Consider the following 17,553-nt stretch of genomic DNA (forward strand, 5'->3'; position numbering starts at 1 on the left):
GATCACTGCAAGCTTGGGAGCCGTCAGACGCGGGTGGCGCGGTTGACGGCGGAGATGATGGCCTTGAGCGAGGCGCTCGTCGTGTTCGCGTCGATGCCGACGCCCCACAGGACCTGCGTGCCGTTCGGCCCGCCGACCTCGCACTCGACGTACGACGCGGCCTTGGCGTCGGCGCCCGCGCTCATCGCGTGCTCGGTGTAGTCGAGGACCCGCACCGGCACCCCGATGCTGTCCAGCGCGTCGCAGAAGGCCGAGATGGGGCCGTTGCCGACGCCCTCGATCTCCCGGATCTGGCCGTCCACCCGTACGTCGGCGCTGATCGCGTCCTTGTCGTCCACGGTCGAGGTGTGCCGGTGGGCCAGCAGGCCCAGGCGGCCCCAGGGGCTCGCCGGGTTGGGCAGGTATTCGTCGGCGAACCGCTCCCACATCTCGGCGGCCGTGACCTCGCCGCCCTCGGCGTCCGTACGGGCCTGGATGACGCGGGAGAACTCGATCTGCAGGCGGCGCGGCAGGTCGAGCTGGTGGTCGGCCTTCATGATGTAGGCGACGCCGCCCTTGCCCGACTGGCTGTTGACGCGGATCACGGCCTCGTACGTGCGGCCGATGTCCTTGGGGTCGATCGGCAGGTACGGCACGGCCCAGGTGAACTGGTCGACGGGCACCCCGGCGGCGGCCGCGTCGCGCTCCAGGTGCTCGAAGCCCTTCTTGATCGCGTCCTGGTGGGAGCCGGAGAATGCCGTGTAGACCAGCTCGCCGCCCCACGGGTGGCGGGGGTGCACGGGGAGCTGGTTGCAGTGCTCGACCACGCGCCGGATCTCGTCCATGTCGGAGAAGTCGATCTCCGGGTCGATGCCCTGGGAGAACAGGTTCATGCCCAGCGTGACCAGGCAGACATTGCCGGTCCGCTCGCCGTTGCCGAACAGGCAGCCCTCGATGCGGTCGGCGCCGGCCATGTAGCCCAGCTCGGCGGCGGCGACGGCGGTGCCGCGGTCGTTGTGCGGGTGCAGGGACAGCACGATCGAGTCCCGGTACGCCAGGTTGCGGTGCATCCACTCGATCTGGTCGGCGTACACGTTGGGGGTGGCCATCTCGACCGTCGCCGGCAGGTTGACGATCACCTTGTGGTCGGGGGTGGGCTGCCAGACGTCGTTGACGGCGTTGCAGACCTCGACGGCGTAATCCAGCTCGGTGCCGGTGAAGGACTCGGGCGAGTACTGGAAGTAGATGTCGGTGCCCTCCATCTCGGCCGCCAGCTTCTTGCACAGCTTGGCGCCCTCGACGGCGATCGCGGTGATGCCTTCCTTGTCCTGGCCGAAGACGACCCGGCGCTGGAGGGTGGAGGTGGAGTTGTACAGGTGGACGATCGCCTGACGGGCCCCGCGCAGCGACTCGAAGGTCCGCTCGATCAGCTCGGGCCGGGCCTGCGTCAGCACCTGGATGACCACGTCGGAGGGGATGCGCTCCTCTTCGATGATCTGGCGGACGAAGTCGAAGTCGGTCTGCGACGCGGCCGGGAAGCCGACCTCGATCTCCTTGTAACCCATCCGGACCAGCAGGTCGAACATCTTCAGCTTGCGGTCGGCGTCCATCGGGTCGATCAGCGCCTGGTTGCCGTCGCGCAGGTCCACGGCGCACCAGCGGGGCGCCTTGGTGATGACCTTGTCGGGCCAGGTGCGGTCGGTCAGCCGTACGGGCTCGAACGGCGTGTAGCGATGGAAGGGCATGGGGCTGGGCTGCTGCTCGTTCATGATCTGCTCCTCGTCGGGCGCACGGCGATCCCCGGGCACGACGCAACCGTCGGGTTCGTGAGAGAGGGGCGCCGTTGGATGAAACCAGGGCGGCCGACGCGCATGACTCTCGCACCGCGGCGAGGGAGCCGGCCTCTTACAGGCCCTCGCCGCGGCGGATAAGAAGGAGTCCGCGCAGCATGCCAAGCAGACTAGCAGACCCCCTCAACCGCATGAGACACCCGATCACATTTCGAGACGGAGCCCCAGGTTATGGTGACTCGTGACGAAGGAGGCGACATGAAGGACGACGAGATCCTGAGGCGGATCAGCGACCTGGTCGACGAGGAGCACGCCCTGCGCGAACGGCTGGTCGCGGGCAAGCTGACCTCGGAGGAGGAGCACAACAGGATCGCCTCGCTGGAAGAGCAGCTCGACCGCTGCTGGGACCTGCTGCGCCAGCGCCGCGCCCGGCGCGACGTGGGCGAGGACCCCGACTTCGCCTCTCCCCGTCCGGCCGACGAGGTCGAGAACTACTTGCAATAGCGCCCTCACCACCCCTGTTCCACGATGTGAAAATCAGTCGCGCCCCTGACACTGGGCGCGAAATCCTTGTCGGCATGCAAACGAAGCGCGTCGGCCCCAACGAGAACGACGCCGCGCAGGAGGAAGACGACCCGGACGGCCCGGCAGACCACTCTCCTCTGGCCGGTCTGCACGCCATCGCGCGGGCATGCGACCATCCGGGCCCGGCTATGTCGTGGCGGCAGTTCACGGCGAGCGTACGGAGCGGGCCCGGCGGCGAGCGGGGCGAGGCGTGGGTGGCGGACGACAGCGGCCGGATCGACCGCGCCCGAACCGACCGCGCCCGAACCGACCGCGCCCGAACCTACGACGGCCGAACCAGCAGCGGGCAGGGCGGCGGTGACGAGGTCACCGGTGGTTACCTCCTCCACTTCCCGCAGGACGACAACACCCACCTCGCCCTGCTCCGGCTGATGACGCGTCCGGACCGCAGGCGCGAGGGCATCGGCGGCGCGCTGCTCGACCACGCCATCGGCCGGGCACGCGAGGAGGGCAGGCGCGTCCTCGTCGGCGAGGCCGCGGCCGGCGGGCCGGGCGCGGAGTTCGCCAAGGCCCGCGGGTTCTCCCCCGCCTCCACCGAGACCCGGCTGGTGCTCGACCTGCGTACGGCCGACTGGTCCGGCCTCGAACTCCTCCGGGCCCGGGCCGTACGGCACGCCACTGACTACTCGCTCGAACGGTGGGTCGGACCGACGCCCGCCGACCTGCTCGGCGACATGGCCCGCCTCACGGAGGGCATGAACGACGAGCCGCTGGGCGACCTCGCGATAGAGCATCAGCGGTGGACGGCCGGCCGCGTACGCGCCCGCGAGGAGATGCTCGCGCGGGCGGGCCAGCGGACCTACACGATGATCGCCCGGCACACGGCCAGCGGGGAGCCCGCGGGGTTCACCCAGCTCATTGTGGACGCGGAGCGGCCGGAGGGATGGGGCCGCCAGTCCTCGACGACCGTCCTCGCGCCGCACCGCGGCCGGCGGCTCGGCCTGGTGCTCAAGCTGGCCAACATCACCTGGTTCCGCGCCTGCGAGCCGTCGGTCGAGCGGGTCATCACCTGGAACTCCGTCGCGAACCCGCACATGCTGGCGATCAACGAGGCGATGGGCTTCGAGGTCTTCGACACCTGGCACCAGTGGCAGCTCGACATCTGACCGGGAGCGCGGGCCGGCGGTGACGTCTGCCAGGCTCGGAGGCGAACCGCGTGAAGCGTCTCGCCGCCGGGCCTACCTGATCTTCCGGATGAGACGACCCGGTCGGCCGACCGTCCGGGCGCCCCGAGAAGATATCGGGAACGTCGGCTCGGAACTGGTCGAGGCGCTGCTCGAGGCGGGCCGTTCACTTTGCGGACAGCGGGGACTCACGACTCGGCCAGCGTGCCGTCGGGCGCAGCGCCGGAAGAACGCATCGGCCACTGCGCGGGCCCACCATGGCCGATCAATCGTCATTGATTTGGCGGCCGGACTCGCTGTACGAATGACGGAGGCGAGGTGATCCACGGCGCGACCGCCGCTCTCGTCCCTCCTCGGAACCATCGAAGAACCGGCACAACTGGAGGGTGATGAACCGCTCGATCGGCAGCAGGGGGATCATCGTCAAGGCACTGACCGGGCTCGTCTCAGGCGCGATCGCCGGGGCCGCCATGAGCGCCGCGTACCAGACTTACGGAGCACGGCGTGATCGGCGCCGGTTTCCTCCCCCCGGACGGACGGTCGACGTGGGCGGACGTCGGATCCATCTGTGGATCGCGGGCACGGGCTCACCGACCGTTGTCATCGTGCCGGGGCTGGGCGAGCCGGGCTTGAACTGGGCCGCCCTGCTACCCGAATTGGCGGTGGAGTCATCGGTTGTCCTATACGACCGCGCCGGTCTCGGGTGGAGCGACCCGTGTCCGTGGTCGGGAACGGCGCTGGGAGCCGCTCGTGACCTGCGACGCGCACTGGACGGGGCGGGGATCGTGCCGCCATATGTTCTGGTGGGGCATTCGGCCGGGGGCAACATTGTCCGGTTGTTTGCGGCCGAAAAGCCCGACGCCGTCGCAGCGGTCGTCCTCGTGGATTCCAGCCATCCCGAGCAGATCCGCCTGCTGCACGGGACGAGAGTCGCCATCACCCGAGAGATGCTGCGCTCGCGCCTGACACCGCTGGGGCTTCGGCGCCTGGCCTTCGACGCGGGATGGAGCGACCGCGCCCGCTGCGAAGCCGAGGCCCGGCGCCTGCCGGCGAAGCTCCTCTCCACCAGAATCGCCTTCGACCTCAGCGACCGGCAACGGCGCGCTGAACTCCGTGAGGCTGCGGCCGCGATCACCGTCAATCCCTGGCAAGTCCGGCGCAGAGCGCCGAGCCTGGGGCCGATCCCGCTCACGGTCATCTCTTCCTGTCCCGACGAACCACCGGGAGCCGACGTCGAGGCGATCGCGGAACAACGCCGCTTCTATTCTGTCTGGTCTCCGCTCCAGGCCGACCTGACCCGTCTGTCCTCGAACGCCGAACACGTTGTCGCGGAGCATGCTGGGCATCACATCCACAGGGACCGGCCCGAGCTGGTCGTCAAGGTGATACTCGACCATCTCCAGCGAGCCCGGACCGAGGCAAGGCGCGATCGATGACCGGCGCCGTGAGAGGGTCGCCTACGAGAACAGATTGATCAGGCACTCACCACTGCGGCTCCGCGGCGGCGAAGGCGACGACCGTGACGACGCCACCAGGCACGTAGCCAGAGGAACTGCGTCGTCGCCAGCAGCGTCAGAACCACCACCGCGTCCACCGTCCCCGACGGCCCGCCGGGTGAGATCAAGGTCCGCACCGCCCCGACGACCAGGGCCACCGTCACCGGAAGAGTGATGGTCGCGAAGACAGCGAGGCAGGCGATCGTCCCGCCCACCAGCACCACTCCGTACACGGCCAACCAGCGGCGCTCGCGGCGGCTCACGTGGACGATCGGACCGGGACGCCTCCGTCCCATCAGCCGCGCCAGCCCGTACCGTACGTAGGTGACGACGTCGCCGTACATGTTGCGGCAGCCCGTGAGATCCTGCAGCACGAAGTACAGGTCCGTGCGCATGAACACGCAGGCCTGGGTGGCCAGCATGGACATGCCGGTAAGCAATGCGATCGAGTACGCGGGATGTGGACCCGTCAGGACGCTGAGGATCACGCAGGCCGCGCATAAGGCGATGTCCACCGCTATCCCGGAAAGATAAACGGTGAGCCGCACTCGGCGCGGTGCGAGCCAGATGCCCGAAACATCTGTCTGCACCGCCAAAAACTGCAGCCTCGTGCCGAAGGCGACCCGTCCGGGAACCCCTGCCGCGCGAGCGGTAACCAGATGCGCCATCTCGTGGACGAAAAGCATCAACCAGCCGACAGCAATCCGTGTGAACAGCACGGCCGCCCCGCTCGGGCTCCACAGGATCGCGCGCCAGTTCGGCAGCAACGCGGGCTGCCTGATGAGAAGGACCACGCCGACCGCGATCAGCGCCACGACACAGATATGCAGGACAGGATTCAGCGTCCAGCGAACACTGCCTGGACGTAACCAAGGAAAGGTCGGACGCGGCGGGTCTGGCGCCGGGACGGGCCTGCCGTCGATGGCGGCCACCAGCCCCGCGTCCGCCAAGTGCCGGACGAAGGAGTCGATGTCCAGCTTGGCGCCAGTCTCCTGCCGAAGCCGCGTCTGGATGTCCTCGACGGGAAGACCGTCGCCCAGCAGGCGCAGAACCCGCATGCCGACCTCGGGCAGCGCCACAAAATCGCCGGTCGAAACACGCCCGACGATCCACTCCCCCCGGTCCGGGCGTACGCCGAGCTCGCGCAGCACAACCCTGCTGGTCATGTTCCCTCGGAGGTGAAAAGAACAGCAGCGGAATCCCTGCATATGCGGGAGGGTCGCGATTCCTGTCGCAGGTCCGGCATGTGCGAACGCTCCCTGCTCATCGTTGTGCCCAATGACGTGCGGCTGAGCCGGAATATACCGGCTCAGCCGCGACGGCCCCGCCTATTGGCCGTGACTGTTGCTCTCCAGCATTGTCGTCTCGATCTTGTCGAGTTTACGAATCGAGATGGCCTGCAACTCCTCGGCCTCGTCCAGTGCAGGATGCGTTTCACGTTCCTCTGCCACGAGAACTTCCTCTCAATCATGTTTGGGCCACGAGGTTTCGAAGCCCCGACACGAGCATCATGATCGATCCATAGGAGATGTCAAGGGATGACAATTGGTACAGCCGGCGCGCGGCGGAGGTTTGAAGAGGTCGTGGTGTCCGAGCACGGCGAGATTCATGGCTCGTATTGTCCCCGGCATCGGATCCGGCACATCCGTAATAAGAGAGACAACGGATTGTGCGACCATCTGGCCACTGATTCCCGCCGAGAAGGCGATAACGCCGGGACCGCCGAGATCGACGTCTATTCCGGATCGTCGTTTGGCTATTGCCTGCGCGCTTACGCACTCGTAACACGCGCCCCGAGGCGGCGCGAAGACGCCGCAGGTGACGACAGGACCGGAGTAACCGCCACCGGCCCACGGGACTCCCGCGGCGGCGCAGGCTCGGCTGGCCCAAACCTTGATGTTCTCCGAACCTCGGGGCTCGTCCGCACAGAGCGCCAGGACGTCGTAGCCCTCCACAAGCCGGGAAAGATCGGCCTGGCTCGTAACCCTCGCTCGTGAGCACGTGACGGTGACGTCGGAGTTCACCCGGCTGATCCGATTCGCAGCGACCTCTGCCTTGAACCGGCCGAGGTCGTCCTCCGTGTATAGGATCTGGCGGTTCAGATTGGACAACTCGACCCGGTCCGGATCGACGCAGTGAATCTCCCCGACTCCCGCCGCGGCCAGTGCCCACGCAACGTGCGAACCAGTGCCGCCCAGCCCAAGTACGACTGCACGGGAGCGCTTCAATCTGAGCTGAATCTCCCAATCGTGGGCCCGTGGGGTGAGATCGACACGCCGGAAGAACGCGCGGCTTCTACTGTAGCGTTCGAGTTCGCGTTCACTGAGTTCTGCCGGTATGGCGGCAGCGGCATCCTCGATATAACCCGAGGCCGTCAGAGCCGAAACGATCCGACAGCAGCGTCGCGATAGCATCCGGGTCTCGACTGCCATCCATCAATTGCAATGCCGCCCACACCCAGCCCTCTGGATCGTCTATCTCGGCAGCGATGCCGTAGGTGTCGCCACCGATACGGATGGCCCCGCCGTCAAGCCGGTACGGCCTATGCTCGGACTTCACTTGCGGCATGCGAAATCTAGGCGTCATCCGCGACACTCCCCGTCCCGTAAAACCTTCTGATCATCAGACGGTGAATACAGAATCTCAACCTCTGTCCGAAAACGCGGGACAGCATCCTGTCCTGCTCATCAGAACCCGCTTGAGGCGGCTGGTTTCACGGTTGGTCACACACGCCCTCGTATGGCGACACACCTCGGCCATCGCGCGAACCGGCCGGAGACGGCGGAGGAAGCGGTCGGTCCGTGCGCAGTGCCGGGTCCGGACGGCCCCTGCCGCTGCGGAACCGCTGTGGCGGCGCGGAGCCTCCGGCGCGGCCGAAGGCGTTCACACGTGCGATCGCTTCCTCCCCTCCAGGGTAAACGCGAGGCTCAGACCGACAACAGCCGGTGGACCTCCTCATCTTGGAGCTCCTCTGCCGGGCCGGATCTGACCACGCGGCCGGCGTCGAGGATCACGAACCCGTCGGCCAGCCGCAGCGCGAGGTCCAGATACTGCTCCACCAGCAGGATCGCCAGACCGCTCGCGTGCAGGCGTTCGACGGCCTCCTCGATCTCCAGGATGATCGACGGCTGGATGCCCTCGGTGGGTTCGTCCAGGATCAGCAGCTTCGGCCGGGTGACCAGGGCCCGCGCCATCGCGAGCTGCTGCTGCTGACCACCCGACAGGAAGCCCGCCGGCCGTTTGAGCAGCGGTTTCAGCCGGGGGAAGACCTCCAGGGCCTCCTCCACCGCCGCCCGGTCCCGGTGCGCCGACGCCTCCAGCGTGACCAGCAGGTTGTCGATCACGCTGAGCTGGGGAAACGTGTCGTGTCCCTGCGGCACGTAGCCCATGCCGAGCCGTACGCGCTGGTCGGGGCGCAGCCGGGTGACGTCCCTGCCCTCGAACGTCACCTTCCCACCGGTCGCCGGGAGCACGCCCATGATGGTGTCGAGCAGGGTCGTCTTGCCGACCCCGTTGCGGCCCATCACGCAGACGAGGCGACCGGCGGGCACCTCGAGCGAGACGCCGAAGAGCACCCGCGCCCGGCCGTACCCCGACTCCAGTCCCTCAACGGACAGCATCCTCGGCCTCCTCCCGAGCCCGGCCCAGGTAGATCTCCTGCACGCGCGGGTCGGCCCGCACCTGGTCGACCGAGCCCTCCGTCAGCACCTTGCCCTCGTGGAGCACGGTGACCTGGGAGGCGTAGCGACGCAGGAAGTCCATGTCGTGCTCGACCACGATCACGGTGTGGTCGCGGGCGACCTCGGTGAGCAGCTCGCCGGTGCGCTCGCGCTCGCCGGAGGACATGCCGGCGACCGGCTCGTCGAGCAGCAGCAGCCGGGGCCGCTGGACGATCAGCATGCCGATCTCCAGCCACTGCCGCTGCCCGTGCGACAGCACCCCGGCCTTGCTGCCGGCCAGGGAGGCCAGGCCGGTCGTCTCCAGCGCCGCCGTGACCTCCTCCGACACCCCGCGCCTGCGGCGCAGCAGCGACCACAGCGGGCGCCGGAACGACGCGGCCAGGTCGAGGTTCTCCAGCACGGTGAGCTCCTCGAAGACCACCGAGGTCTGGAAGGTGCGGCCCACGCCGAGCCGCACGATCTCGTGCTCCCTGCGGCCCACGAGGTCGTTCCCCTCGAACCGCACCGAGCCCCCGGTGGGCCGGGTCAGGCCCGTGATCACGTCGATGAGGGTGGTCTTCCCCGCGCCGTTCGGGCCGATCAGGAACCGCAGCTCGCCCCGGCCGACGGTGAGGTCGACGCCGTCGATCGCCCGGAAGCCGCCGAAGGCGACCTCCAGAGACCGGATTTCCAGCAGCGTGTCGGTCACACCCGTGCCTCCCTTCTCCGTACGAGGCCGGCGGCAAGGCCCGCGATGCCCTTGGGCGCCAGCGTCATGACGAGCACGAACAGGGCGCCCTGGAGATAGAGCCAGGCGTCCGGCAGTTCCTCGCTGAAGTACGTCCGGGCATAGCCCATGACGACCGCGCCCAGCACCGCGCCGGCCAGCGCGAACCGGCCGCCGACGGCCACCGCGACGACGAGTTCGAGCGAGGGCACGACCCCGAGCAGGGCAGGCGAGATGATGCCGACCACGGGCACGAACAGCGCCCCGGCGATGCCGGCCATGCCCGCCGAGACGGCGAAGGTCAGCGTCTTGACGGTGGCCGGGTTGTACCCGAGGAAGCGCACCCGGTCCTCGCCGTCCCTGACGGCCAGCAGCAGCCGCCCGAACCGGCTGCGGACGAGCTGCCTGGCCCCCAGGTAGAGCACCCCGAGCACGACCGCGACGAGCAGGTAGAGGCCCCGCTGGGTCTCGTCGGCCGCCACGTCGCGGCCGAAGAAGTCGAAGAAGTTGGTCAGGCCGTTCGTGCCGCCGGTCAGCCCCTGCTGACCGACCAGCAGGATCACCAGCGCCGCCGCCAGCGCCTGGGTGAGGATCGCGAAGTACGCCCCGCGTACGCGCTGGCGGAAGACCAGCGCGCCGAGCAGCAGCGCGACCACGACCGGCAGCACGACGACCATGGCCAGCGCGAAGACCGGGTTGCCGAACGGCTTCCACAGCGCGGGCAGCTCTTCCACCCCGCTCCAGACCATGAAGTCGGGCAGGTCCCCGCCGGCGTCGTTGAGCTTGAGATACATGCCCATCGCGTAGCCGCCGAGGCCGAAGAACACCCCCTGGCCGAGCGTGAGCATGCCGCCCTGCCCCCAGGCGAGGCCGATGCCCAGCGCCACGATCGCGTAGCACAGATACTTGGCCAGCAGCCCGAGGCGGAACGGCTCCAGCAGCAGCGGCGCCACCACCAGGGCGAGCACCGCCACCGCCGTGAAGACCGCCGGGCCCTGCCACCGCCGTACGGGCTTGTCCGGCGCCGCCGCGCCCGCGCCCTTGTCCGGGACGGCCGCGTCGGCGCTCTCGACCGGCGCCCTCGTGTCGGCGCCCTCGACCGAGGCCGTCATGTGAGCGCCCTCGATCGGACGAAGAACAGCCCCTGCGGCCGGATCTGCAGGAAGCCGATGATCGCCACGAAGACCACCACCTTGGCGAGGCTGGCGTCGCTCCAGAACTCGGCATAGGAGTTCAGCAGACCGAGGCCGGCCGCGGCCAGCACCGCGCCGCGAAGCTGCCCCAGACCGCCCGCGACGACCACGAGGAACGCGTCCACGATGTAGTAGGTGCCGAGCGTCGGGCCGACCGGCCCGATCAGCGTGAGGGCGACCCCGGCGATCCCGGCGAGGCCGGAACCGATGAAGAACGTCCGCTGGTCGACCCGCCCGGTGTCGATGCCGCTCGTGGCCGCGAGCTTCCTGTTCTGCATCACGGCCCGCATCCGCCGTCCCTGCCCGGTCCTGTTCATGTACGCCCAGATCGCGAGCACCGAGGCCGCGGCGAGCGCCATGATGAACAGCCGGTTGTACGGCAGGATCCCGATGCCGCCGCGCAGCCAGGCGGGCGAGGCGACCTGCACGTTGGGCGCCCCGAACAGGTCACGGGCGAGCTGCTGGAGCATGAGGCTGACGCCCCAGGTGAGCAGCAGCGTGTCGAGCGGGCGACCGTAGAAGCGCCGGATCAGCGTGCGCTCCAGGATCAGGCCCATGACCCCGGCCACCACGAAGGCGGCCGGGAGGGCGATCAGGAAGCCCACGCCCTGCAGCAGGTAGGCCGTGTAGGCCCCCGCCATGATGAACTCACCGTGGGCCATGTTGATCACGCCCATCTGTCCGAACGTGAACGTCAGCCCGAGAGCGATGAGCAGCAGGACCGCTCCGATCGACAGCCCGATCGGCAGCTGGTTGAGCATTCCCTCCATGTCGGCGTCAGACCAGTCCGCCGGCCCAGGGGTACGTCTTGAGGTAGGGGTCCGGCTTGATCGGCTCGCCGGAGTTCCACACCTCCTTGATCTGACCGTCCGGCTGGACGACGCCGATGCGCGCGGTCTTGTAGACGTGCTGGTTGTCGCCGTCGATGGTGACCTTGCCCTCGGGGCGGTCGAGGGACACACCTCCGGCGGCCTTCTTCACGGCCTCCACGTCGGTGCTGCCGGCCTTCTTCACGGCCTCGGCCCACAGGTAGACGGCGTTGTATCCGGCTTCCATCGGGTCGGAGGTCACCTTGTCCGCGCCGTACTTCGCCTTGAACGCGGCGACGAACTTCTGGTTCTCCGGGGTGTCGGTCGTCTGGTAGTAGTTCCAGGCCACGAGCTGCCCGGCGACGTTGTCGACGCCTATGCCCTTGACCTCCTCCTCGGCCACGGACACCGACATGACCGGCATCTGCTCGGCGGTGATCCCGGTGCTCTTGAGCTGCTTGAAGAACGCGACGTTGCTGTCGCCGTTCAGGGTGTTGAAGACCGCGTCCGGCTTCGCCTCGGTGATCTTATTGACGAGCGTGCTGTATTCGGTGTGCCCGAGCGGGGTGTACTCCTCGCCGAGGATCTCCATCCCGTTCGCCGCGGCGTACGCCTTGATGATTTTGTTCGCGGTTCTCGGGAAGACGTAGTCGCTGCCCACCAGGAACAGCTTCTTCTTGCCCTCCTGCTTCAGATAGTCGAGCCCGGGAACGATCTGCTGGTTGGTCGTCGCGCCCGTGTAGAAGATGTACGGCGAGCTTTCCAGGCCCTCGTACTGGACCGGATACCAGAGCAGCGCCTTGCGTTTCTCGAAGACCGGGAGCATCGCCTTGCGGCTCGCCGACGTCCAGCCGCCGAATACGGTGGCGACCTTGTCCTGCGCGATGAGCTTGGTGGCCTTCTCCGCGAAGGTCGGCCAGTCGGAAGCGCCGTCCTCCACGACGGGCTCCAGCTTCTTGCCCAGCACGCCGCCGGCCGCGTTGATCTCCTCGATCGCGAGCAGTTCGGCGTCCCTGACCGTGACCTCGCTGATGGCCATCGTGCCGCTGAGGGAGTGCAGGATGCCGACCTTTATGGTGTCGGAACCACCAGATGAGGCCGATGTACTATTTGTCGAGGATTGTCCGCCACATGCCGCGAGTGTCGCGGTCGCGAGAGCGAAAGCCGCTCCGGCACGCCATAATGAGTTCCGCAATTGCCTCTCCTTGCCGCTGCGGCCCCCGAGTTGATCCGTCTGCCGCCAAGGTGGGCGCGTGGTATTTCCCGCCGAAATCCCGGGAGTTAACAACTCATTAGCGAGAGCTCACCGCCTGTCGGATACGCATACGAAATGCACGGGTAACGCGGGGGAAACGGCGGGTACCTATCGTCCCGCCATGCGGCTCACTCCACACGAACAGGAACGGCTCCTCATCCACGTCGCCGCGGGCGTGGCCCGCGAGCGCAAGGAGCGCGGCCTTCGCCTCAACCATCCGGAGGCGACGGCCCTCATCGCGTCATTCCTCCTGGAAGGCGCCCGCGACGGCCGCAGCGTCGCCGACCTGATGGACGCCGGCCGCAAGGTCCTGCGGCGCGAGGACGTCATGGAGGGCGTGCCCGAGATGCTGGAGTCCGTCCAGATCGAGGCCACCTTCCCCGACGGCACCAAGCTCGTCACCGTCCACAACCCGATCGCATGAGCACACCGCGCTTCGAGGGCGTGCCGGGAGAGATCCTCTGCGGCGACGGCGACGTGCCGCTGAACCCGGGCAGGGAGCGGATCACCCTGAGAGTCGTGAACACCGCCGACCGGCCGGTGCAGGTCGGATCGCACTATCACTTCGCCGCCGCCAACCCCGGCCTGGAGTTCGACCGCGAGGCGGCCTGGGGCACCCGTCTCGACATCCCGGCGGGCACCGCGATCAGGTTCGAGCCCGGGGTGGAGCGCGACGTCACGCTCGTCCCGCTCGCGGGGAACCGTGTCGTACCCGGCCTCCGTCCCGAGTGGGCCGGGCCTCTCGACGGGAGGACCGATGACTAGCGTCGAACGCGCGCGCTACGCCGCGCTGTACGGCCCGACCACCGGCGACCGCGTGCGCCTGGCCGACACCGACCTGTACGTCGAGGTGACCGACGACCTGTCGATGGGCCCCGCCGGGGCGGGCGACGAGGCCGTGTTCGGCGGCGGCAAGGTCATCCGCGAGTCGATGGGGCAGGCGCGCACCACGAGAGCCGAGGGCGCGGCCGACCTGGTCATCACCGGCGCGGTGATCCTCGACCACTGGGGTGTGGTGAAGGCCGACATCGGCGTACGCGACGGCCGGATCGCCGCCATCGGCAAGGCCGGCAACCCCGACACCATGGACGGCGTCCACCCGGACCTCGTCATCGGCCCGTCCACCGAGATCCTCGCGGCCAACGGCAAGATCGTCACGGCGGGCGCGGTCGACTCGCACGTCCACCTGATCTGCCCGCAGCTCATGGACGAGGCGCTGGCCTCCGGGGTGACCACGATCATCGGCGGCGGCACCGGCCCCGCCGAGGGCACGAAGGCCACCACCGTGACCGGCACCTGGTATCTCGGCCGGATGCTGGAGTCGCTGGACTCCTACCCGGTGAACGTCGCCCTGCTCGGCAAGGGCAACACGGTCAGCGAGGAGGGGCTGCTCGAACAGCTCAGGGCCGGGGCGTCGGGCTTCAAGCTGCACGAAGACTGGGGCACCACCCCCGCCGCCATCGACGCCTGCCTGCGGGTGTGCGACGCGACCGGGGTGCAGGTCGCCATCCACACCGACACGCTGAACGAGGCGGGGTTCGTGGAGTCGACCCTGCGGGCCATCGGCGGGCGGGCGATCCACGCCTACCACACCGAGGGCGCCGGAGGCGGCCACGCCCCGGACATCATCACGGTGGCCTCCCACGTCAACGTGCTGCCGTCGTCCACGAACCCGACCCGGCCGCACACGGTCAACACCCACCACGAGCACCTGGACATGCTCATGGTGTGCCACCACCTCAATCCCGCCATCCCGGAGGACCTGGCGTTCGCCGAGTCGCGCATCCGGCCCACGACGATGGCGGCCGAAGACGTCCTGCACGACATCGGCGCGATCTCGATGATCGGCTCCGACTCCCAGGCCATGGGCCGGATCGGCGAGACGATCATCCGCACCTGGCAGACGGCGCACGTGATGAAGCGCCGCCGCGGCGCGCTGCCGGGCGACGGCCCGGCCGACAACCTCCGGGCCCGCCGCTACGTCGCCAAATACACGATCAACCCGGCGATCGCCCACGGCCTGGACGCGGAGATCGGCTCGGTGGAGCCCGGCAAGCTCGCCGACCTCGTGCTGTGGAGCCCGGCCTTCTTCGGGGTGAAGCCGGACGTCGTGGTGAAGGGCGGCGTCATCGCCTACGCCCAGATGGGCGACGCGAACGCGTCGATCCCGACGCCGCAGCCCGTGTTCCCCCGGCCGATGTTCGGCGCGGCCCCGGTCACCGCCGCCGCGACCTCGCTGCACTTCGTCGCGCCGCTCGCGCTGGAGGACGGCCTGGCCGACCGCCTGGCCGTGGGCAGGCGGCTGGCGCCCGTGGCCGACGTACGCGCCCGGCGCAAGGACGCGATGCCGCTCAACGACGCCCTGCCCGACATCCGGGTGGATCCCGACACCTTCGCCGTACGCGTGGACGGCGAGCTGATCGAGCCCGCCCCGGCCGAGTCGCTGCCGATGGCGCAGCGCTACTTCCTCTTCTGACATGAACGGCGAAGCGGCGCTGCTGCTGCTGGCCGACTCCCGGCTGCCGGCGGGCGGGCACGCCCACTCGGGCGGCGTGGAGGAGGTCGTACGGCGGGGCGTGGTGACCGGCACCGGCGACCTGGCGCGGTTCCTGCGCGGCAGGCTCGCCACCGCCGGCCTCGTCACCGCCGCCCTCGCCGCCGCCGCCTGCGAACTGGCCGTCTCGGAAACCGCCGCCGAGACCGTCCCCGCAGGCAGCGGCGGCGCGGACCGGGAACGTGGCACAGACCGCGAACGCGACACCGGCCGGGAACGCGGCAGCGACGGCGCGGACCGGGAACGCGGCGCCGCCTGTGACCCGGTGGCGTCGCCCGCGAAGGGCGTCACGGACGACGCAACGGACGACGCAACGGACGAGGCTGCGGGCGAGGCCGTCAGCGGCATGGAGCTGTGGCGGCGGCTGGACGCGGAGGCCGACGCCAGGACCGCCTCACCCGCCCAGCGGGAGGCCTCGCGCACCCAGGGGCGGCTCCTGCTGCGCACGGCCCGGCGGATGTGGCCCTCGGCCGTCCTGGACACGCTCGCGCGGGCCGTGCCGGAGGGACCGCACCATCCTGTCGCGCTCGGCGCGGCCGGAGCCTCGGCGGGCTGCACGCCCCGCCAGGCCGCGCTGACCGCCGCCTACACCTCGGTCACCGCCCCGGCCACGGCGGCCGTGCGGCTCCTCGGCCTCGACCCGGTCACCGTTCACCGCCTGCTCGCCGATCTCGCCCCCGCGATCGAGGACGCGGCCCGCGCCGCCTGCGCGCCGCTCGGCGACGCGGCCGGGCCGGCGGGCTGGCACACGCTGCCGGGGCACGGCGCGCCCGCGCTCGACCTCCTGGCGGAGGGACACCTGACCAACCCGATGAAGCTCTTCGTCTCCTGATCACTCCTCCCCACGAATCTCCACGAATCTCCACGTATCCGTACCGGCCATCGCACGAGAAGGAGCACAACCCCCATGGGCGCTCAGCACGACGATCTCCACGACGCGGCCGATCCACACGGGCGGGCGCTCCGCCTCGGCATCGGCGGGCCGGTCGGCAGCGGCAAGACCGCCCTGGTGGCGGCGCTGTGCCGCAGCCTCGGGCCGTCGCTGCGGCTCGGGGTCGTGACCAACGACATCTACACCACCGAGGACGCCGACTTCCTCCGCCGCGCGGGCGTCATCGACCCCGAACGGATCCTCGCCGTACAGACCGGCTGCTGCCCACACACCGCCATCCGGGACGACATCGCGGCCAACCTGGACGCCGTCGAGACGCTGGAGGAGCGGTTCGGGCCGCTCGACCTCGTGATCGTCGAGAGCGGTGGCGACAACCTCACCGCCACGTTCAGCCGGGGCCTGGCCGACCGGCAGATCTTCGTGCTCGACGTGTCGGGCGGCGACAAGGTGCCGCGCAAGGGCGGGCCGGGGGTGACCTCCGCCGACCTGCTCGTCGTCAACAAGACCGACCTCGCGCCGATGGTCGGCGCCGACCTGACCGTGATGTCCCGCGACGCGGCGGCCGTACGGGACGGCAGGCCCGTGCTGTTCACGTCGATCAGGGAGGACAAGGGCGCGCACGCCGTGGCGGAGTGGGTGACGCACATGGTCGGCGCCTGGCAGCACGAGCACGGCGAGCCCCACCACCACGCCGCGCAGGCCCCGGCGTCCTGACCGGCATGACGGCCTTCACCGCGCACGCGCTGATCAGGACGGAGGCCGCGAGCGGGGGCCGGACCCGGCTGGAGACGCTGCGGTCCGACCCTCCGCTGACGCTGCGGCAGACCGGCCCGCAGCGGGTCCACCTCGTCTCGACCGGCGCGGGACCGCTGCGCGGCGACCACCTCGACCTCGACGTGGACGTCGCGCCCGGCACCTCGCTGGAGGTTCGCTCGGTGGGCGCCACGCTGGTGCTGCCGGGGCTCGCGGACGCCCCTTCGGTCATGGTCGTGCGGGCGCGGGTCGGCGCGGGTGCCACCCTGCGCTTCTCCCCCGAGCCGACCGTCCTCGCCGCCGGATGCGCCCACCGCCTCGTCGTACGGCTCTCGCTCGCCGACGACGCCACGGTCTTCTGGCGGGAGGAGATCGTCTTCGGGCGGCACGGCGAACGGCCGGGACGCTGCCACTCGCGGTTCGACGCGACCGTGGCCGGACGGCCCCTGCTCCGCCAGGACCTCCTGATCGGCGAGGAGGCGCTGGACGGCAGCCCGGCCGTCTACGGGGACGCCCGGTGCGTCGGCTCGACCCTGCTCGCGGGGCCCGCCTGGGCTCCGCCCGCGGTGCCGGATGTCAAGCGCGAGCGGCGGGCCGTGCTGGGAGACGGCTGGGCGGCGCTGCCGCTGGCCGGTCCGGGCGTGCAGGTGTGCGCGCTCGGCGCGGACGCGGTCGAGCTCAGGGAGCGGCTGCGGCGCGGCGAGGAGGCCGCGGCCGCCTGAACGCCACCCGGGCCG

Annotated in this window: 18 protein-coding genes; 9 read left to right on the top strand and 9 right to left on the bottom strand. The window is 69.7% G+C overall.

What is annotated here, in order from left to right; all coding sequences use genetic code 11:
• Window positions 1-23: 23 nt before the first annotated feature.
• Complete coding sequence (gene leuA / locus HCK04_RS24940; RefSeq protein ID WP_221889970.1) at window positions 24-1,751, bottom strand: 2-isopropylmalate synthase; 1,728 nt, start codon at window positions 1,749-1,751, stop codon at window positions 24-26.
• A 276-nt stretch (window positions 1,752-2,027) separates the two neighbouring features.
• Between leuA and HCK04_RS24945 the strand changes: the two genes are divergently transcribed.
• The 3 genes from HCK04_RS24945 to HCK04_RS24955 all read left to right on the top strand — a co-directional run bounded on the left by HCK04_RS24945 (window position 2,028) and on the right by HCK04_RS24955 (window position 4,914).
• On the top strand, window positions 2,028-2,273 hold the full coding sequence (locus HCK04_RS24945) for a DUF2630 family protein (RefSeq protein ID WP_142649815.1): 246 nt from the start codon (window positions 2,028-2,030) through the stop codon (window positions 2,271-2,273).
• A 74-nt stretch (window positions 2,274-2,347) separates the two neighbouring features.
• Window positions 2,348-3,460, top strand: coding sequence for a GNAT family N-acetyltransferase (locus tag HCK04_RS24950; protein WP_168066236.1), 1,113 nt, complete (start codon window positions 2,348-2,350; stop codon window positions 3,458-3,460).
• Between the two features lie 407 nt (window positions 3,461-3,867).
• Complete coding sequence (locus HCK04_RS24955; protein ID WP_142649817.1) at window positions 3,868-4,914, top strand: alpha/beta hydrolase; 1,047 nt, start codon at window positions 3,868-3,870, stop codon at window positions 4,912-4,914.
• 38 nt (window positions 4,915-4,952) lie between these two features.
• Here the strand turns inward: HCK04_RS24955 and HCK04_RS24960 are convergent, their stop codons facing one another.
• From HCK04_RS24960 to urtA, 8 genes are all read right to left on the bottom strand, one after another.
• The gene (locus HCK04_RS24960; RefSeq protein ID WP_142649818.1) at window positions 4,953-6,140 is read right to left on the bottom strand and encodes a PqqD family protein; all 1,188 of its coding nucleotides are present in this window, start codon (window positions 6,138-6,140) and stop codon (window positions 4,953-4,955) included.
• 162 nt (window positions 6,141-6,302) lie between these two features.
• On the bottom strand, window positions 6,303-6,425 hold the full coding sequence (locus tag HCK04_RS43750; RefSeq protein ID WP_260617397.1) for a hypothetical protein: 123 nt from the start codon (window positions 6,423-6,425) through the stop codon (window positions 6,303-6,305).
• Between the two features lie 57 nt (window positions 6,426-6,482).
• On the bottom strand, window positions 6,483-7,406 hold the full coding sequence (locus HCK04_RS24965; protein WP_142649819.1) for a ThiF family adenylyltransferase: 924 nt from the start codon (window positions 7,404-7,406) through the stop codon (window positions 6,483-6,485).
• Between the two features lie 495 nt (window positions 7,407-7,901).
• Window positions 7,902-8,594 carry an urea ABC transporter ATP-binding subunit UrtE gene (urtE, locus tag HCK04_RS24970; RefSeq protein WP_142649820.1) on the bottom strand — a complete coding sequence of 231 codons (693 nt, stop codon included), beginning with the start codon at window positions 8,592-8,594 and terminating at the stop codon, window positions 7,902-7,904.
• On the bottom strand, window positions 8,581-9,342 hold the full coding sequence (urtD, locus tag HCK04_RS24975) for an urea ABC transporter ATP-binding protein UrtD (protein ID WP_142649821.1): 762 nt from the start codon (window positions 9,340-9,342) through the stop codon (window positions 8,581-8,583). The genes urtE and urtD overlap by 14 nt, the downstream gene beginning before the upstream one ends.
• A complete protein-coding gene (urtC, locus tag HCK04_RS24980; RefSeq protein ID WP_142649822.1) occupies window positions 9,339-10,472 on the bottom strand; it encodes an urea ABC transporter permease subunit UrtC in 1,134 nt (377 codons plus the stop codon). Before urtC ends, urtD begins: the two co-directional genes overlap by 4 nt.
• The gene (urtB, locus tag HCK04_RS24985) at window positions 10,469-11,323 is read right to left on the bottom strand and encodes an urea ABC transporter permease subunit UrtB (protein WP_142649823.1); all 855 of its coding nucleotides are present in this window, start codon (window positions 11,321-11,323) and stop codon (window positions 10,469-10,471) included. Before urtB ends, urtC begins: the two co-directional genes overlap by 4 nt.
• 7 nt (window positions 11,324-11,330) lie before the next feature.
• A complete protein-coding gene (gene urtA / locus HCK04_RS24990; RefSeq protein WP_142649824.1) occupies window positions 11,331-12,557 on the bottom strand; it encodes an urea ABC transporter substrate-binding protein in 1,227 nt (408 codons plus the stop codon).
• Between the two features lie 181 nt (window positions 12,558-12,738).
• Between urtA and HCK04_RS24995 the strand changes: the two genes are divergently transcribed.
• From HCK04_RS24995 to HCK04_RS25020, 6 genes are all read left to right on the top strand, one after another.
• Entirely contained in the window at window positions 12,739-13,041 is a 303-nt protein-coding gene (locus HCK04_RS24995; RefSeq protein WP_030506285.1) for an urease subunit gamma, read from the top strand.
• Window positions 13,038-13,382 (top strand): urease subunit beta, encoded by a 345-nt coding sequence (locus HCK04_RS25000; RefSeq protein ID WP_142649825.1) that lies wholly within the window; start codon window positions 13,038-13,040, stop codon window positions 13,380-13,382. The genes HCK04_RS24995 and HCK04_RS25000 overlap by 4 nt, the downstream gene beginning before the upstream one ends.
• Window positions 13,375-15,093 carry an urease subunit alpha gene (locus HCK04_RS25005; protein ID WP_142649826.1) on the top strand — a complete coding sequence of 573 codons (1,719 nt, stop codon included), beginning with the start codon at window positions 13,375-13,377 and terminating at the stop codon, window positions 15,091-15,093. Before HCK04_RS25000 ends, HCK04_RS25005 begins: the two co-directional genes overlap by 8 nt.
• A gap of 1 nt (window position 15,094) precedes the next feature.
• Window positions 15,095-16,003 (top strand): urease accessory UreF family protein, encoded by a 909-nt coding sequence (locus HCK04_RS42730; protein WP_142649827.1) that lies wholly within the window; start codon window positions 15,095-15,097, stop codon window positions 16,001-16,003.
• A 75-nt stretch (window positions 16,004-16,078) separates the two neighbouring features.
• Entirely contained in the window at window positions 16,079-16,777 is a 699-nt protein-coding gene (gene ureG, locus HCK04_RS25015; RefSeq protein ID WP_142649828.1) for an urease accessory protein UreG, read from the top strand.
• 5 nt (window positions 16,778-16,782) lie between these two features.
• Entirely contained in the window at window positions 16,783-17,538 is a 756-nt protein-coding gene (locus tag HCK04_RS25020) for an urease accessory protein UreD (RefSeq protein ID WP_142649829.1), read from the top strand.
• The last annotated feature ends 15 nt before the right edge of the window (window positions 17,539-17,553 follow it).

The organism is Microbispora sp. CL1-1 (assembly GCF_012034195.1).
In the GTDB taxonomy this organism is placed as follows: Bacteria; Actinomycetota; Actinomycetes; order Streptosporangiales; family Streptosporangiaceae; genus Microbispora.

Coding starts and splice junctions, on each gene's coding strand:
- HCK04_RS24945 (WP_142649815.1), top strand. CDS start 2,028: ATGAAGGACGACGAGATCCTGAGGCGGATCAGCGACCTGGTCGACGAG.
- HCK04_RS24950 (WP_168066236.1), top strand. CDS start 2,348: ATGCAAACGAAGCGCGTCGGCCCCAACGAGAACGACGCCGCGCAGGAG.
- HCK04_RS24955 (WP_142649817.1), top strand. CDS start 3,868: ATGAACCGCTCGATCGGCAGCAGGGGGATCATCGTCAAGGCACTGACC.
- HCK04_RS24960 (WP_142649818.1), bottom strand. CDS start 6,140: ATGACCAGCAGGGTTGTGCTGCGCGAGCTCGGCGTACGCCCGGACCGG.
- HCK04_RS24965 (WP_142649819.1), bottom strand. CDS start 7,406: ATGGCAGTCGAGACCCGGATGCTATCGCGACGCTGCTGTCGGATCGTT.
- urtE (WP_142649820.1), bottom strand. CDS start 8,594: ATGCTGTCCGTTGAGGGACTGGAGTCGGGGTACGGCCGGGCGCGGGTG.
- urtC (WP_142649822.1), bottom strand. CDS start 10,472: ATGACGGCCTCGGTCGAGGGCGCCGACACGAGGGCGCCGGTCGAGAGC.
- urtB (WP_142649823.1), bottom strand. CDS start 11,323: ATGGAGGGAATGCTCAACCAGCTGCCGATCGGGCTGTCGATCGGAGCG.
- HCK04_RS24995 (WP_030506285.1), top strand. CDS start 12,739: ATGCGGCTCACTCCACACGAACAGGAACGGCTCCTCATCCACGTCGCC.
- HCK04_RS25000 (WP_142649825.1), top strand. CDS start 13,038: ATGAGCACACCGCGCTTCGAGGGCGTGCCGGGAGAGATCCTCTGCGGC.
- HCK04_RS25005 (WP_142649826.1), top strand. CDS start 13,375: ATGACTAGCGTCGAACGCGCGCGCTACGCCGCGCTGTACGGCCCGACC.
- HCK04_RS42730 (WP_142649827.1), top strand. CDS start 15,095: ATGAACGGCGAAGCGGCGCTGCTGCTGCTGGCCGACTCCCGGCTGCCG.
- ureG (WP_142649828.1), top strand. CDS start 16,079: ATGGGCGCTCAGCACGACGATCTCCACGACGCGGCCGATCCACACGGG.
- HCK04_RS25020 (WP_142649829.1), top strand. CDS start 16,783: ATGACGGCCTTCACCGCGCACGCGCTGATCAGGACGGAGGCCGCGAGC.